General features: G+C 55.9%; 18 protein-coding genes. 9 read left to right on the top strand and 9 right to left on the bottom strand.

What is annotated here, in order from left to right:
* Window positions 1-78 precede the first annotated feature (78 nt).
* From JRC49_11495 to JRC49_11485, 3 genes are read left to right on the top strand one after another with little or no spacing between them, the layout of a single operon-like run.
* The gene (locus JRC49_11495) at window positions 79-486 is read left to right on the top strand and encodes a hypothetical protein (protein ID QTE70419.1); all 408 of its coding nucleotides are present in this window, start codon (window positions 79-81) and stop codon (window positions 484-486) included.
* Window positions 487-500: 14 nt separating this feature from the next.
* A complete protein-coding gene (locus JRC49_11490; protein ID QTE70418.1) occupies window positions 501-821 on the top strand; it encodes a hypothetical protein in 321 nt (106 codons plus the stop codon).
* Between the two features lie 26 nt (window positions 822-847).
* On the top strand, window positions 848-1,378 hold the full coding sequence (locus JRC49_11485; GenBank protein QTE70417.1) for a nitroreductase family protein: 531 nt from the start codon (window positions 848-850) through the stop codon (window positions 1,376-1,378).
* 120 nt (window positions 1,379-1,498) lie between these two features.
* Here the strand turns inward: JRC49_11485 and lepB are convergent, their stop codons facing one another.
* The 9 genes from lepB to JRC49_11440 form a co-directional block, all read right to left on the bottom strand.
* Entirely contained in the window at window positions 1,499-2,134 is a 636-nt protein-coding gene (gene lepB / locus JRC49_11480; GenBank protein ID QTE70416.1) for a signal peptidase I, read from the bottom strand.
* Between the two features lie 16 nt (window positions 2,135-2,150).
* Complete coding sequence (locus JRC49_11475) at window positions 2,151-2,336, bottom strand: hypothetical protein (protein ID QTE70415.1); 186 nt, start codon at window positions 2,334-2,336, stop codon at window positions 2,151-2,153.
* Window positions 2,329-2,859: a sigma-70 family RNA polymerase sigma factor gene (locus JRC49_11470; protein QTE70414.1), complete on the bottom strand. Its 531-nt coding sequence runs from the start codon at window positions 2,857-2,859 to the stop codon at window positions 2,329-2,331. Before JRC49_11470 ends, JRC49_11475 begins: the two co-directional genes overlap by 8 nt.
* A 66-nt stretch (window positions 2,860-2,925) precedes the next feature.
* Complete coding sequence (locus tag JRC49_11465) at window positions 2,926-3,687, bottom strand: nucleoside phosphorylase (protein QTE70413.1); 762 nt, start codon at window positions 3,685-3,687, stop codon at window positions 2,926-2,928.
* Between the two features lie 13 nt (window positions 3,688-3,700).
* The gene (locus tag JRC49_11460) at window positions 3,701-4,153 is read right to left on the bottom strand and encodes a GNAT family N-acetyltransferase (protein ID QTE70412.1); all 453 of its coding nucleotides are present in this window, start codon (window positions 4,151-4,153) and stop codon (window positions 3,701-3,703) included.
* A 17-nt stretch (window positions 4,154-4,170) separates the two neighbouring features.
* Window positions 4,171-4,620 (bottom strand): 8-oxo-dGTP diphosphatase, encoded by a 450-nt coding sequence (locus tag JRC49_11455; GenBank protein QTE70411.1) that lies wholly within the window; start codon window positions 4,618-4,620, stop codon window positions 4,171-4,173.
* Window positions 4,607-5,077 (bottom strand): GNAT family N-acetyltransferase, encoded by a 471-nt coding sequence (locus JRC49_11450; GenBank protein QTE70410.1) that lies wholly within the window; start codon window positions 5,075-5,077, stop codon window positions 4,607-4,609. The genes JRC49_11455 and JRC49_11450 overlap by 14 nt, the downstream gene beginning before the upstream one ends.
* A 16-nt stretch (window positions 5,078-5,093) precedes the next feature.
* Window positions 5,094-5,909, bottom strand: coding sequence for a GNAT family N-acetyltransferase (locus tag JRC49_11445; GenBank protein QTE70409.1), 816 nt, complete (start codon window positions 5,907-5,909; stop codon window positions 5,094-5,096).
* Window positions 5,910-5,917: 8 nt separating this feature from the next.
* Entirely contained in the window at window positions 5,918-6,955 is a 1,038-nt protein-coding gene (locus JRC49_11440; protein ID QTE70408.1) for a GNAT family N-acetyltransferase, read from the bottom strand.
* A gap of 605 nt (window positions 6,956-7,560) precedes the next feature.
* On the opposite strand from JRC49_11440, the gene JRC49_11435 reads away from it, so the two are divergent.
* The 6 genes from JRC49_11435 to JRC49_11410 all read left to right on the top strand — a co-directional run bounded on the left by JRC49_11435 (window position 7,561) and on the right by JRC49_11410 (window position 14,361).
* Window positions 7,561-8,895, top strand: a complete 1,335-nt coding sequence (locus JRC49_11435) for a carbohydrate ABC transporter substrate-binding protein (GenBank protein ID QTE70407.1) — start codon at window positions 7,561-7,563, stop codon at window positions 8,893-8,895.
* A 258-nt stretch (window positions 8,896-9,153) separates the two neighbouring features.
* The gene (locus JRC49_11430; protein ID QTE72871.1) at window positions 9,154-9,981 is read left to right on the top strand and encodes a sugar ABC transporter permease; all 828 of its coding nucleotides are present in this window, start codon (window positions 9,154-9,156) and stop codon (window positions 9,979-9,981) included.
* A gap of 17 nt (window positions 9,982-9,998) precedes the next feature.
* A complete protein-coding gene (locus tag JRC49_11425) occupies window positions 9,999-10,874 on the top strand; it encodes a carbohydrate ABC transporter permease (protein ID QTE70406.1) in 876 nt (291 codons plus the stop codon).
* Window positions 10,875-10,939: 65 nt separating this feature from the next.
* Window positions 10,940-12,229, top strand: a complete 1,290-nt coding sequence (locus JRC49_11420; GenBank protein ID QTE72870.1) for an AGE family epimerase/isomerase — start codon at window positions 10,940-10,942, stop codon at window positions 12,227-12,229.
* Entirely contained in the window at window positions 12,144-13,151 is a 1,008-nt protein-coding gene (locus JRC49_11415) for a LacI family DNA-binding transcriptional regulator (protein QTE70405.1), read from the top strand. The genes JRC49_11420 and JRC49_11415 overlap by 86 nt, the downstream gene beginning before the upstream one ends.
* A gap of 178 nt (window positions 13,152-13,329) precedes the next feature.
* Window positions 13,330-14,361 carry a glycoside hydrolase family 130 protein gene (locus JRC49_11410; GenBank protein QTE70404.1) on the top strand — a complete coding sequence of 344 codons (1,032 nt, stop codon included), beginning with the start codon at window positions 13,330-13,332 and terminating at the stop codon, window positions 14,359-14,361.
* Window positions 14,362-14,632 lie beyond the last annotated feature (271 nt).

Here is a 14,632-nt window from a genome sequence, read left to right as displayed (position 1 = left end):
TGTTGACTTAGAGTAAACTCAAATGTTTATACTGAACGCAGGAAATCCGCGTTCATGATATAAAAGGAGGAAGCAAATATGGCATGTTTTATCGTCCCCGCCGTGGAGGCAATCGTTGTGTCCGTTGCAAAAAAAGTGATCGAGAAGAAGGAAAAGCAGCCTGAAGAAGTCTCCGTCGTCCTGGACGGCACTCCGGAAACTGCGTATAAAGTCCCCTTCTCCCGGAAACTGAAGTGGCTCACCAACCTGCTCTGGGGCGGTTCCGCCCTGCTGGCTTTCGAGCACGTCTGGCACGGAGAGGTTGTACCGTGGTTCCCCTTCCTCACAGCAGCGGCCGATCCGGCTGACGCGGCCGAAATGCTGCATGAAATGGCAACTGTCGGTGTGTCCATGGCTGCCCTGGTCACCCTGGTCTGGCTGGCTATGCTGGGTGTGTCCGCCGTCATTGAAAAGCGGGCCCTCAAGGCTGAACCCGTCAAGGCGTAAGGGAGGACACAGACATGACACTGCTTGTATCTGTTTTTGCTGCCATTATCAGCACAGTCCTCTGGTATAAAAACGCTCCGAAAAACGAAATGAAGCTCGGCATCCTCTGCTGGCTCTTCTGGGGTGCCTCCCTGATGTGGCTGGTAGACGCTATCTTTGAATATGCGGAACTGAAGGCCGCTTACTTCACCCCGGCGCCTGCGGATATGCTGAATGATCTGTTCCTGGGCCTGTCTGTCGTGGCGCTCGCCCTGATCATCTGGCTGGTCATCCTCCTGGTGTCCGATCCCAAGGGCGTTGTGAAGAAGGCCCTGTTTAAGAAAAAAGCTGACTGACCGATAAACATAGAGGAGGCATAACGATGGAATTCAAAGACCTGATCGCCGCCCGCCGCAGCGTCCGGAGCTATCAGTCCGGCGCCTGCCACAAAGACCTGGAAGCCATCTGCAAAGCTGCCCAGCAGGCTCCCTCCTGGATGAACCAGCAGACCGCCCGCTGCTACGTGCTGGAAACGCCGGAGGTTCTGGAAACCCTGCGGGATGCCGCCCTTCCCGGTTTTAACAAAAAAAGCTCCGCCAACGCGGCCCTCATCGTCACCACCTTTGTCAAGGGCATCGTCGGTTTCGGCCCGGACGGCCAGCCTGTGGATGATATCGGCAACGGCTGGGGCATTTACGACCTGGGCCTGCATGACGCCTACCTGATTCTCGCGGCCAAAGACCTGGGCTACGATACCCTGATCATGGGCCTGCGGGATGTGGAACTGCTCCGGGACAAACTCGGCATTCCGGAAAACGAGGAGCTGATCTCCGTCATCGCCGTCGGCAAGAGCGACGCCGCTCCCGCCACTCCTCCCCGGAAGCCCCTGGAAGAAACCGTCAAATTCTTCTGATTAAATACTGAAAACTGCTTCCTTCCGGAAGCAGTTTTTTCCACCATTTTTAAGTTTTAAGTTTTAAGTTTTAAGTTTTAAGTAAAAAAAGTGGCATCGCCTCAAAGCGATGCCATTTTTTTATTCAATTCCCCGGATTTCGCCGAAGGGATACAGCACGGTGCGCACGTGCCCGATGATCATGTTTCGCGGCAGGGATCCCTGCATGCGGCTGTCATTGGAATTGTTCCGGTGGTCGCCCATTACAAAGTATTCGCCTTCCGGAACCTCGTACGGGCCGAAGCTGTTCAGCCGGCCGGTCCGGTATTCGTCCTTGATATACGGCTCGTCATACTTCTCTCCGTTCACGTACAGGTAGCCTTCCCGAACCTCCACCGTATCTCCAGGCAGGCCTACCACCCGCTTCACAAAGTTGGTGTCGCCCCGTCCCGGATACCGGCAGACCACCACGTCAAACCGCTGGGGATTGCCGCCGGTGGTGATGCGTGTTGCCTGCTCCTTGGTCCTGTTATCCTGCCACGGGAAGGAAAGCCAGGTGGTCGCGTAGTCAAACTTGGACACAAACATGATTTCCCCGTTGGCCAGGGTGCTGTTCATGGATTCCCCGTCCACCCGGACCATCTCAAACGCAAAAGCCCGGATCGGCAGCGCGATCACGACAGCCAGCACAATGGTCAGCACCCATTCCAGGATTTCCCGTGCCAGGGATTTCTTTTTTACCTGCTTTTTTTCGTTATTGTTATGCTTTTCTTCCATGGATAGTTTCCGCCTTTCACATCATCTGGAAGAAGGCGTGTGCTGTACAGACGGAAGGAAGAAAGGTCACCAGCATCCCGAAGGCGGCAGCCACCGCCCAGCGGATTACTGAGGTGTTTTTCGGATAAGACAGTGCGGCATGTTCCAGCACTGCCAGTTCGTTTCCGCGCCGGATAATCTGGTTCAGATACTCATCACGCATCGTCTTTCATTCCTTTCCTGATTCTTCTGCGGATCCTGTGCAGCCGGACCCGCACCTGACCGTCGGTCATGTTCATTTCCCCGGCGATCTCTTTCGTGGTCTTCCCTTCCAGTGAGAAAGCTGTCAGCAGTCTCCTGTCCGTCTCATCCAGTTCAGCCAGCATGTGGATCCGGTTCAGCCGGTCCCAGTGGTTGATGTATTCCGCTTCCGCCGAGGGAACCGGCGGATCGGGCAGCTCTCCCGGAAGATCCGGGAAGCGTTTCTTTTTCCGCAGCTCGTCTATACAGATCCGTTTTACGATCGTGTACAGATAGGCGGAGAAGGAACGGTTTTCATCGATGTCTGTCCGGACGACATAGAGTCTGGAGAAAGCTTCCTGTACGGCGTCTTCGGCGGCCTGGGAATCATGGAGGAGGCTGCAGGCATAGGCTTCTGCTCCGGCACGACAGCGTGTGATCATCTGTTCAAACGCGTCCGCGCTGCCGGTCTTCAGCAGTCTTACCAGTTCCTGCTCCCCGGTCATCCCTTCCACCTGCCTTCTTCACTGATATTACGAATGAAAAGCGGTAAATGTTACACCCTGCGGAAATTATTTTTGTGAAATATAGTCCGCCAGGGCCAGGGCGATGCTGAAGTGGCCCACGTCATGCTGGCCGCCGTCCTTGTAATCCTTGCCCCGGTCGTCCCATTCCGGCGCGTCCAGCAGGTCACCGCTTGTGAAGAAGGGATACAGTTCCAGTCCCCTGAAGTCACACATCGCCTGTGCGCCGGCGCACTCCATCTCCACGGAGATGCAGCCGTCTGCCTTCCGCTTCTCAAAGTTGTTCCGCGTTTCCCGGTAAAAGGAATCCGTAGTCCAGGTTTTCCCCAGCACATAGGGGATGCCGTTCGTCTTCATGAATTCCGCCACCGTATCAGATTTGCCCACGGTCACGTAGTCCGCAGCCGGGGCATAGTGGTAGGAGGTACCTTCATCCCGGTAGGCGGCGGTCGGCACCATCACCTTGCCGTGGGCGATTTCCTTGTTCAGGCAGCCTGCCCCACCGAAGAGGATGAACCTGTCGCAAGCCATCTCCGCCGCGGCGTCCTCCATCAGGCCGACGGTGATCGGCGCGCCCACATAGGTTTTGTAGAAGGCAAACCGCTTGCCGTTTTTCTCGATCAGGTAAACCGGCGTCCTTCCTGTGGCGCACCAGAGGGAAGTGATCTCCCCGGAGGCATAATTCTCCGCCACGTATTTCTCTATCTCATGGGAAAACGTCACGATGCAGGCGTCCACCGCCGGGGCGTTCTCCTTCCGTACCGGATTGATGATGGCCTGGGAAAGGTTATCAAAAGAATCGGTGATCATGTTCTGGTCCTCCTTACAGGTTATATTGCATAAAGTTTCCGTTTTTCTTGAATCCAAAGTCCGTGTACAGCAGCACGCCCATGTCGGAGGCGGTAATCTGCACGCATCCGCAGCCGTATGCCCGGGCTTCTTCCGTCACCCGACGGAGCAGCTCCTTCGCGATGCCCATACGCCGGTATTCCGGATCGGTGTACATGCTGGACAGAAGGCCGATACGCCCGCTGGGGCAGCTGAAGTACGGCGGTTTCTCCACAAAGGACATTCCGCTGGTGCCGACGATCTTCTCCCCGTCCAGTGCCAGCCAGGACACATAGGTTCCGTCCGCCAGGTGCCGGTGATAGTAATCCATCAGCGGCGGCACCAGGTCCACGTCCTCCGTTGCGCCTTCCTCCCGGAGCTGCGTAATCCGCATCCGGATAAAGGTCTCCAGGTCGTTTTCTGTCAGTTTTCTGTAGGAAATGCTCATTTCTGTTTCCTCCGGTATTATTTCAGCACCGGTTTCCAGTCGTCTGCCGGATCAAAGAACAGTTCCGTATAGTCCCCGTCCGCCATGATCCGCATCAGCTTATCCATTTCCCAGATCCAGTGGGACTCAAGCACCTTGTCCTTTTCCATCCAGAAAACCTTTCCCTCGTCAGAGGAAACCAGTTCTCCGGAAAACCGGTCGGTTTTGAACAGGAAGACCAGGTACCGGCTTCCATCCTCATTGATCCATTCCTTGATCCCGCACAGTTTCGGGCTCTCAATCGTCAGTCCGGTTTCTTCCTTCATTTCCCGGATCACCGAGTCCACGATGGGTTCATGTTCCTCCACATGGCCGCCGGGGAAAATAATCCCGCCGGCATCCTTGCCCACCTTTTCCTGTACCAGCACCTTTGTGCCGTCCTGGATCATGCACAGATTGGTCAGGATCACCCGTTCAGTTCGTTCCATCTTCGTTTTCCCCGCGGTCCAGGTCAAAGCGGTAAACCATAACCTGGCGCAGTCCCCTTTCATACATATCATGGTCTTCCGGAATATCCGCCGTTTCCAGATACTCTCCGCCCGCCAGCTCGCAGGTTCTCGAGGAAGCGGTGTTGGTCGGATCGCAGGTAATAATCACATACCCCAGATCATGCTTCCGGGCCTGCCGGAACAGCAGCCCGCAGGCTTTTGCCGCGTAATGGTGTCCCCGGTAGGCTTCATCGATCCCATAGCCGATGTTCCCGCCGATGTAGAGCCGGTCGTTGTGGCCGATCCGCAGGTCGCACTGCCCGATCCGCGTTCCGTCCGGAAGGCAGATTCCGAAGTAGTAAGCCGGTACCCAGCCTTTCTCCGGATACCCCTCTGCGGTTCTTTCCAGCTGCAGCCGGATTGCCCCGTCCTGCAGATCCTCTGTATCATAAAACATCTTTTTGCCTCCGTGATTATATCATCTTTTTTTCTTCCATGCGCTTAATCGTGCACAGCCTGCCCCGCAGTTCATAGCCGATTTTCTGATAGCAGGCATTGGACGCTGCGTAATTGGCGTCCGTATACAGCATGGGCAGATACCCCATGCCGGCGATCTTTTTTGTCACGGCATAGACCAGCTGCTGCGCGTAATGCTTCCTGCGGTATTCCGGTACGGTCCATACGCCGCCGATGGAGGCCATATCCTGGTTCGGCCTGTAATAGCAGCAGGCAACCGGCGTGCCCTCCGCCGTCTTCCACTGGAAAAACGCCCGGTTGCCGATGTATTCCTGTGCTTTGGCCAGGATACGTTCATCCGGCGGCAGTTCCCCGTCCAAATCCATAAAGAACCCGCCCAAGAATTTCACAACCTCGTCCGTATCTTCCGGCGTGCATTCGTACAGTTCCCCGTCCGCCGGAAATTCCGGTGTCTTGGGTTCCGGGCAATCATAGGCCATCATCTCCATCTGGCAGCCCATCTTCATGCCCTCCTTTTCCGCGCGGGCCATAAAGTATTCCGCCAGCTCGTATTTCATGATGATCTCGAAGCCCTCTTCCACCAGACGGAACTCTGATGCCAGTTTCCAGGCGGCTTCCTTCTCCGCCTCCGTCAGGCCGTCCGGCGTCCAGATCCAGACCGGATAGCGCGATGCGGAATGGCACAGGATCAGGCGTTCATGATCTGTCCGGATCAGCTCACATTCTTGCCTCAGAATCCTGTCCAGCACCTGGAAGGTACACCGGTCGTCAGCCAGCAGTTCAAAATCCTTCTCATTCACAAAAGCATCCATTGGCTTTATTACTCCGTTTCTTCCGTTTTGCCGAATCCGTTGAACCAGGCCCGTTCGGCAAAGGGCTTTTTCTTCGGTACAGTCGGTTCGCCTTCCATCTTTCCGACCGGCAGGATGCAGACCAGGTCGTATCCCTCCGGCACATTCAGGATTTCCGCGATCCGGTCGCAGATCCGGTCCTCATCGGTAATATGTCCTTCAAACCAGCAGCTCCCGTATCCCAGAGAGGAAATCGTCAGCAGCATGTTTTCAATGGCCGCGGAATAGTCCTGCGTCGCAAAGCACCGGTCCCGGAATGCGTTAATCCGCTGGGACAGGACGCAGATCATGGCCGGTGCCGTCTCGCAGACGGGAGGGTCAATCACCGCGTTGATCTGCTTCAGGATCTCCGGATCGTCCACCGCGATCAGGCTGGTGGTCTGCTTGTTGCAGCCGGAGGGCGCTGCCAGCCCCGCCTCCAGGATCGTCTTCAAGTCTTCCCGCGGCACCCTTTCCGGCCTGTATTTTCCCCGGTAGCTCCGGCGGGTCATGATCTGTTCCGGAAGAGTCCCCTTCAGGGACATCACATAAATCTGGCAGGGGTTATCTGCGTCCCACACCTGCGGAATCACTTCCAGTTCCCGGAAGCCGAGCCCCCGATAGAACCGGTTGGTCCGGTCGTAATCCTCATAGAACCCTTCCGCCACCGTCTTCACCTGCATGAATTCATATCCGGCGGCCACCGCGTATTCCTTTGCCGCTTCAAACAGCGCCCGTCCGATTCCCTGACGATGCAGCGCCTTCAGTACGCCTGTCACTGCCAGCTCCACGGTAGTCTTTCCCGTTTCCTTCAGGCACAGGAAGCCCACTACCCGGCCGTTCTGTTCAGCCGCTGCAAAGAACCATTTCCTGCATTCCCGGATATACTGTTCCCGGGATTCCGGAACCTCAAACCATTCCGGCAGCGCTTCCAGGATTTCCCAGGCAATCCGGGACTTCTCCTCCGGATCTGTCACCTGACGGATTACCGGAGCGTCATTCATTTCCCTGCCGTTCTGAATCATCATGTTTTCTGTTTTCCTTTCTTTCATTCCCCGCCCGGGGACAGGATACGAAGGCTTGTTTATCGTGTTGCGGTATCTCTCCCGATCCTTTTCCGGGTATGAAAAAAGCCGCTTACCTGTCAGAGATAAGCGGCTGGCCGATTCGGGTTTTTATATACCGGGCTGCTCTTCTCCGACTGCTGAATGACCGTATACGGAAATACCGCGGACGTACTTTTTTTCGCTCGCGGAAATAATAATCAGTTCAGAACCAATTCCGTTACGGTGCATGAGAAGGCATTCCTTTCTCAAAGATTGGAATGACTATACTACGGGATCGCACGCAGTGTCAATACCGGATTCGTCCTTTTGTATCCCGTCTGTATTTTTCCAAAAATAAATATTATTTTATGATCAATTTCAAGTGTTTTGTTAACCTATTTGTTAACCTGTTTTAAGCTGATTAACGGGTTCTTTTTGGATTGTCAACATGGCTTACAAACGTTAGTTTACAAGATTTAGCATAATTTGAGCAGTCTTGACAATCTTTGAGCAGTTGGTTAATATGTTAGCAAGCAAGGTTAATTTGTTAACCTAACTAAATCATCTATTTAATAGGAGGTCCAATCATGAAGAAGATCCTGTCACTGGTTCTGGCTCTGTGCATGCTGCTCGGCCTGACCTCTTTCGCTTCCGCGGAAGAAACCCTGCCCACCTTTGATCAGATCGTCCTGGGCGAGAACGCTGATCTGACCGCAAAAATCCACTTCGCCTATCACCGGACCGACATTCCGGACAAACTGAACGGTTATGTGGAAGAGTTCCGCAAGATCTACCCCAACGTGGAGATCGAGTACGAACTGATCACCGACTATGCCGAAAACGCCCTGCTGCGCGTTGACAACACCGACTGGACCATCATGGGCATCCCCACCGTCCAGAAGGATGAGCTCTCCAAGTACTTCGTACCGCTGGGCTCCCTGGAAGTGCTGGACAGCCTCTACAACTTCATGAGCACCCAGTCCTTCGAAGGCATCTGCTACGGCGTTCCTTCCACCGGCAATGCCAACGGCGTCCTGTACAACAAGCGGATCTTTGCGGAAGCCGGCGTGACCGAGCTGCCCAAGACCCCCGATGAGTTCATCGCCGCCCTGAAGGCTGTTAAGGAAAAGACCGACGCCATCCCGCTGTACACCAACTACGCTGCCGGCTGGACCATGGGCGCCTGGGATGCCTACATCGGCGTGGCCGCCACCGGCAATCCTGATTACATGAACCGTGTTCTGGCCCATGCCAAGGATCCCTTTGCGGACCAGGGCAACGGCACCGGCCCCTACGCCGTCTACAAGATCCTGTACGACGCCACGGCTGAAGGCCTGATCGAAGACGACTACACCACCACCGACTGGGAAGGCTGCAAGCCGATGCTGAACAACGGCCAGATCGCCTCCATGGTCCTGGGTTCCTGGGCCTTCACCCAGATGCGTGACGCTGAAGGCGGCGAGCATCCGGAAGATGTCGGCTACATGGCGTTCCCCGTCTCCATCGACGGAAAGCAGTACGCTCCCGCCGGCGGCGACTACAACTTTGGTATCAACGCCAAGGCCTCCTACGAGGAGAAGCTGGCTTCCCTGTACTACCTGAAGTGGCTGACCCATGAAAGCGGCTTCGCCTACAGCGAAGGCGGCGTTCCGATCGACAAGAACGGCGAATATCCGGATCTGTACGCTGCTTTCGACGGCATCGACATGCTGTCCGACACCGATGCTGTGGCCGGCGAGGAAACCCTGCTGAGCGAAATGAATGCCGAGTCTGAACTGAACTTCAACAACGGCGGCAACACCAAGGTGCAGGAAATCATTGAGCACGCTTTCAACCACGACAAGTCTTTCGATGACATCATGGCTGACTGGAACGCCGCCTGGAGCGACGCGCAGGCTGCCCTGAACGTGGAAGTCAAGTAATACCCCAGACCTCATAATTGACGGTTTTTCCATCATAGCCGTCATATCCTCCGGGCGGGCCCGGGAACACTCCCCCGGGCCCGCTTTCTTTCAGCCGAACATCACCAGGGAGGTGCGTCTCCAGTGAGTATCGTCAGTACCGTGCAGCCGGATCTGCACAGGAAGAAAATCAACACCCAGAAGGTGCTGGTCATTTTCCTGTTTGCCGTGGTCCCGCTGTTCCTGCTGATCCTGTTCACCTACATTCCCTTCGCGAAAATGATCCAGTTCAGCTTCCACAACATGAGCTACACGAAAGACAAGGGAATCGTTGGCTTCGACAATTACCTGCGGATCTTCACCAAGTCCGAGTATGTGGACGCCATGCTGCTGAGCCTGTACTACATGGCCGGCGCGGTGGTGCAGCTGGCCCTGGCCCTCTTTTTCGCCTCCATCCTCAGCCTGGAGCGGCTCCGGGGATCCGGGATCTATAAGGCGATCCTGTTCTTCCCCTTCCTGGTCAACGGTATCGCCATCGGCTACATCTTCAAGTATTTCTACACCCACGGTTTTGTGCTGGACAGCGTCCTGCAGGCCCTCGGGATCCCGCTGGAACGGCTTCCATACTGGCTGCGGGACCAGAGCGTCAACAACTGGTCCCTGGTCTTCACCTCCGTCTGGAAATACTGCGGCCAGAACATGGTGCTGTTCATCGGTGCCATCGCCTCCATCGATCCCACGCTTTACGAAGCCGCAACCATCGACGGAGCCAACCGCTGGCAGCAGTTCAAGGCCATCATCCTGCCGGGCATCAAGACCGTGTTCATGCTCAACCTGATCCTTTCCATCACCGGATCCCTCTCCGCCTTTGAGCCTGCCTACGTCGTAGGCAGCATGGGCGCAAACGGCACCGCCACCTTCTTTATCAAGATTCACCAGATGGCCCACGTTTCCCAGAAGGTCGGCCAGGCCTGTGCCATGGCCATGGTGCTCATGGCGCTGATCCTCCTGTTCACCGTGCTGCAGCGCCTGTTCTTCCGGTATGTGATGAAGGATTCCGACAGCACCTTCAACGCCAAGGCCAACAAGGCCAAGGCGCTGTGGTAAGAAGGGAGGCCGCGCAAATGTCTGTTGTGACCCACGCGGTCCGGGAAACCAACCGGAGTGCCCGGATGAAGCGTACCGTGATCAGGGTTCTGGAATACTTTGCCCTGTTCCTGGCCTGCTTTATCGCCCTGCTGCCAATCTGGTCCTCCTTCACCACCTCCTTCAAAGGTGCGGAGGAATATGCCACCACCAATGCCATGGCGCTCCCGCGGAACTGGTTCAACTTCGGCAACTATGTCCAGGTCTGGACGCAGGGCGATATGCTCCGCGCCTTCCTGACCTCCGCCTCTGTGGTTGTCGTCGTGGTCACCGTTTCCGTTATGATGGGTTCCATGCTGGCCTATGTGCTGAACCGTTTCCGGTTCCCCGGCAACGGGCTGATCCGGAACCTGTTCATGATCGCCACGCTGATCCCCGGTATCGCCATGCAGGTTACCACTTACCAGATCATGAAGGACCTGGGCTTCCTGAACTCCATTGTGGGCTACATGATCCTCATGAGCGGCACGGACGTCATCTCCATCTATATCTTCCTTCAGTATTTTGAAAACCTGGACGGGGCGCTGGATGAATCCGCCGTGCTGGAAGGCTGCACCTACTTCGGGGTGTTTTTCAAAATCCTGCTGCCCCTGACCAAACCGGCCATCATCACCGTGGCCGTACTGAAGGGTGTGGGCGTCTACAATGAGTACTACAGCGCCAATCTTTATCTCCAGTCCAACTCCTGGCGCACCATTTCCACCGCCCTGTACTCCTTCTCCGGTCCCTTCAAGAGCTCCTATAACATCATCTGCGCCGGCGTCCTGCTGACGCTGATCCCCAGTCTCATTATCTTCCTGGTCTTCCAGAAACAGGTTTACGCCGGCCTGGCCAGCGGATCTGTGAAGGGCTGATTCCCGTCCCTGCTTCAATTGACAGAAGCCGTCTTTTCCTTATAATGAATCGTGAGGTTAACAGCATGGTTAACAAAGAACCGGCCGCGCTTATATCCGAAGTCTGCGAACACCTGGAGCAGAAAATCCTTCCGTTCTGGGAAGCCTTGCTGGACAACACTTACGGCGGATATTACGGATATGTCGGCAGTGATTTACAGCTGAACCGGGAAGCAGACAAAGGCTGCATCCTGAACAGCCGTATCCTGTGGTTCTTTTCGACGGCTGCCGCTGTGCTGAAACGGCCGGACCTGCGGGTATACGCGGATCATGCCTATCGTTTCCTGGACCGCTTCGGGGATCCGGAAAACGGCGGCCTGTTCTGGTCTGTCACTTATGACGGAAAGCCGGCGGACACCACCAAGCATACCTACTGTCAGGCCTTCGCCGTTTACGGACTGGCAGCCTATTACCGGCTCACAGGCAATCCCGGTGCGCTGGACAGGGCCCGTTCCCTGTTCCGCATCATCGAAACCAAATGCCGGGACAAGGGCGGCTACCTGGAGGCGCAGAAAGCGGATTTCACGCCGGAAACCAATGAAAAGCTGAGCGAGAACGGGGTGCTTGCCTCCCGGACCATGAACACGCTCCTGCATGTGATCGAAGCCTATGCGGAGCTTTACCGTGCCCGTCCGGATGAGCAGGTCCGCCTTGCGGGCAAAGCCGGCCTCCGGCAATGCCTGAATCAGGTCATGAATCCGGTAAAGCGCCGCCTGGAGGTGTTTTTCGACGCCGCCTGGCGCCCCCTGCTGGACATGCAGAGCTACGGCCATGATATTGAAGCTTCCTGGCTGCTCTGGGACGCTGCGGAAACCCTGATCCTCAAGGCGGAAGATCGCGCCCCTTACCGGGCCATGTGCCTGGAGCTGCTGCGCAGCGTCACGGAACGCGGTCTCTCGGACCGCGGGCTTCTCTATGAATGCGTGAACGGTGAGGCCAGCACCTACCGGGCCTGGTGGCCCCAGGCGGAAACCGTGCTGGGCTTTGACTTCGGCCTCCGGCTCACGGGAGATCCGGTCTGGCTGGAGCGGATGGAACAGCAGTGGGACTATATCCGCAAGGCCTTTGTGGATCCCCGGAACGGCGGCGAATGGTTCAACGAACTGGATGAAAACGGGGTTTCCCTCGGCAAGCCCGAAGCGGACGAGTGGAAGTGCCCGTACCACAACGGAAGAATGTGCCTCCGGCTGATTGGTGAATACGCCGGAGCAGGAGAAAGGACTGGAACAATTGGCAGAGAAGAAAGCAACGATGCGGGACATCGCCAAGGCGGTGGGAACCAGCGCGGTTACGGTTTCCAAGGCGCTGGCGGGTAAAACCGGCATGAGCGAGAAGCTTCGCTCAAAAATCCTGAAAAAAGCAGATGAAATGAGCTATGAGTATCCCCGCGGAAACCGCCTGGTGCTGCGGGAGCACCTGGAAATCGGCATCCTGATCCCCGAACGGTATTTCGAGCCGGGTTCCTATTACGCCATCATCTGCAAGCAGCTGATCAAAAAGCTGACGGATATGGGGCATTTCGGCCTGCTGGAACTTCTGACCAATGAAAATGAGAAGCAGCTGACCCTGCCCAACCTGATGACCTCCGGCCATGCGGACGGGCTCATCCTCCTGGGCGAACCGTCCAAGCCCTATTACCGCAAGATTGCCCAGGCGGGCGTTCCCATCGTCTTCCTGGATTTTTATGACGAGCAAGCCAATGCCGACGCCGTGGCCGGCGACAACAGCTACGGTGCCTATCGTCTCACCTGCCATCTGATCCGCCGGGGCCACACAAAAATCGGCTTCGTTGGGAACACCAAGGCTACCAGCAGTATCATGGACCGCTTCCTGGGTTACTACCGGGCCATGCTGCTCAACGACTTGCAGGTTCGTGAGGAGTGGATCCTTTCGGACCGCGGCCTGACAGGCGGCCTGGTTGATCCGGTTCTGCCGGACGAACTGCCCACCGCTTTCGTCTGCAACTGCGATATCACCGCCCGGATGTTGATCCGCCTCCTGCAGGATAAAGGCCTGCGGGTTCCGGAAGACGTCTCCGTCACCGGGTTTGATGACTTCCCCGCCGGTGGACCCGGGGATGTGCCGCTCAGCACCTTCCGGATTGATACCAGCGGCATGATCGAGCTGGCAGTCAAAGCCCTGCTGGAGCGCTGTGCCGGAGAACGCAAGCCCTTCGGCCGCCTGGTTGTCGGCGGACAGCCCGTTTACAGGGAATCGGAGATCCCCTGCGGGAATTGATGAATTCATAATTCACAATTCATAATTCATAATGAATAGTGTTCATCACTGCATTCGCCGTTTATCATCAACACATTGGTAATTATATAAGCCCCAGATCAGACCAATTGGTTCAGCAATTCGTAATTATGAATTATGAATTATGAATTGTGAATTTGACTAAAAGGAGTGCAAACACATGGCAGATATTAAAATGCTCAACGTCTCTTCCCTCCCCAATATTCCCTGGCAGGACCGGCCTGCGGACCTGAAGACCGAAACGCCCGTCTGGCGTTATTCTGAAAACCCGGTGCTGGGCCGCAATCCCACCCCGGAAATCGCCCGGATTTTCAACAGCGCCGTCGTGCCGTGGGAAGACGGCTACATCGCGGTGCTCCGCGGCGAGCAGGTCAACGGCGTTCCCTACGTCTACCTCGGTCATTCCAAAGACGGTATCCACTGGGATGTGGAGCGGGAAAAGGTTCCCTTCACCGATGAAGACGGCAACCCCATGATGCCCCATTACGCCTATGATCCCCGCCTCGTGAAGGTGGAAGACACCTATTACATCATCTGGTGCGGCGATTTCCACGGCGCGTCCATCGGCATGGCGAAGACGAAGGATTTCAAAACCTTCACCCGCCTGGAAAATCCCTTCATTCCCTTCAACCGGAACGCCGTGCTCTTCCCCCGGAAGATCAACGGAACCTTCCGTCTCTTCTCCCGTCCTTCCGACAGCGGCCACACGCCCTTCGGCGATATCTTCCTCAGCGAGAGCCCGGACATGGTCTACTGGGGCAAACACCGCCATGTGATGGGCAGCGGCGGAGAATGGTGGCAGGGCGTCAAGATCGGTGCCGGCGCGGCTCCCATTGAAACCACCGAAGGCTGGCTGCTGTTCTACCATGGCGTCAGCTCCACCTGCAACGGCTTTGTGTATTCCATGGGCGGCGCCATCCTGGATATCAATGAGCCCAGCAAGGTGCTGTACCGCTGCGCCAACTACCTGCTGACGCCGGAAGAACCCTATGAAGTCAGCGGCTTCGTGCCCAATGTGGTCTTCCCCTGCGCCACCCTGCAGGATGGGGACACCGGCCGCATCGCCATCTACTACGGCGCAGCCGACACCCATGTCGGCCTGGCCTTCACCACCGTGGACTCCGTCGTCAACTACATCAAATCCCACAGCGTCCTCCACTATGGCGACGACGAAGCAAAACACAACTATTAATAATTCATAATTCACAATTCATAATTCATAATTACGAACAATGTGAACTTACAGAATTACCCCTAACGTAATGATTGTCATTCTGACCAAGGACACGAAGTGTCCGCGTGGAAGAATCTCCTCCGGAGATATAGACCTTCAACCTATACGGAACACCACTTCCTCCACAAGGTCACCCTGACAAAGGCGGTCAGTAACTAATCACGTTTGGCGAAGCCAAACATATCATGTTCGACGAAGTCGAACCTATCATTTCGACATTAAGTCGAAA

The organism is Clostridiales bacterium FE2011, from assembly GCA_017569305.1.
In the GTDB taxonomy this organism is placed as follows: domain Bacteria; phylum Bacillota; class Clostridia; order Christensenellales; family Aristaeellaceae; genus Aristaeella.
This window is presented reverse-complemented; position numbering and strand designations above follow the sequence as displayed.

Coding starts and splice junctions, on each gene's coding strand:
- JRC49_11420 (QTE72870.1), top strand. CDS start 10,940: ATGGTTAACAAAGAACCGGCCGCGCTTATATCCGAAGTCTGCGAACAC.
- JRC49_11425 (QTE70406.1), top strand. CDS start 9,999: ATGTCTGTTGTGACCCACGCGGTCCGGGAAACCAACCGGAGTGCCCGG.
- JRC49_11485 (QTE70417.1), top strand. CDS start 848: ATGGAATTCAAAGACCTGATCGCCGCCCGCCGCAGCGTCCGGAGCTAT.
- JRC49_11450 (QTE70410.1), bottom strand. CDS start 5,077: ATGTTTTATGATACAGAGGATCTGCAGGACGGGGCAATCCGGCTGCAG.
- JRC49_11455 (QTE70411.1), bottom strand. CDS start 4,620: ATGGAACGAACTGAACGGGTGATCCTGACCAATCTGTGCATGATCCAG.
- JRC49_11470 (QTE70414.1), bottom strand. CDS start 2,859: ATGACCGGGGAGCAGGAACTGGTAAGACTGCTGAAGACCGGCAGCGCG.
- JRC49_11445 (QTE70409.1), bottom strand. CDS start 5,909: ATGGATGCTTTTGTGAATGAGAAGGATTTTGAACTGCTGGCTGACGAC.
- JRC49_11410 (QTE70404.1), top strand. CDS start 13,330: ATGGCAGATATTAAAATGCTCAACGTCTCTTCCCTCCCCAATATTCCC.
- JRC49_11430 (QTE72871.1), top strand. CDS start 9,154: ATGATCCAGTTCAGCTTCCACAACATGAGCTACACGAAAGACAAGGGA.
- JRC49_11460 (QTE70412.1), bottom strand. CDS start 4,153: ATGAGCATTTCCTACAGAAAACTGACAGAAAACGACCTGGAGACCTTT.
- lepB (QTE70416.1), bottom strand. CDS start 2,134: ATGGAAGAAAAGCATAACAATAACGAAAAAAAGCAGGTAAAAAAGAAA.
- JRC49_11495 (QTE70419.1), top strand. CDS start 79: ATGGCATGTTTTATCGTCCCCGCCGTGGAGGCAATCGTTGTGTCCGTT.
- JRC49_11475 (QTE70415.1), bottom strand. CDS start 2,336: ATGCGTGATGAGTATCTGAACCAGATTATCCGGCGCGGAAACGAACTG.
- JRC49_11465 (QTE70413.1), bottom strand. CDS start 3,687: ATGATCACCGATTCTTTTGATAACCTTTCCCAGGCCATCATCAATCCG.
- JRC49_11435 (QTE70407.1), top strand. CDS start 7,561: ATGAAGAAGATCCTGTCACTGGTTCTGGCTCTGTGCATGCTGCTCGGC.
- JRC49_11490 (QTE70418.1), top strand. CDS start 501: ATGACACTGCTTGTATCTGTTTTTGCTGCCATTATCAGCACAGTCCTC.
- JRC49_11440 (QTE70408.1), bottom strand. CDS start 6,955: ATGATGATTCAGAACGGCAGGGAAATGAATGACGCTCCGGTAATCCGT.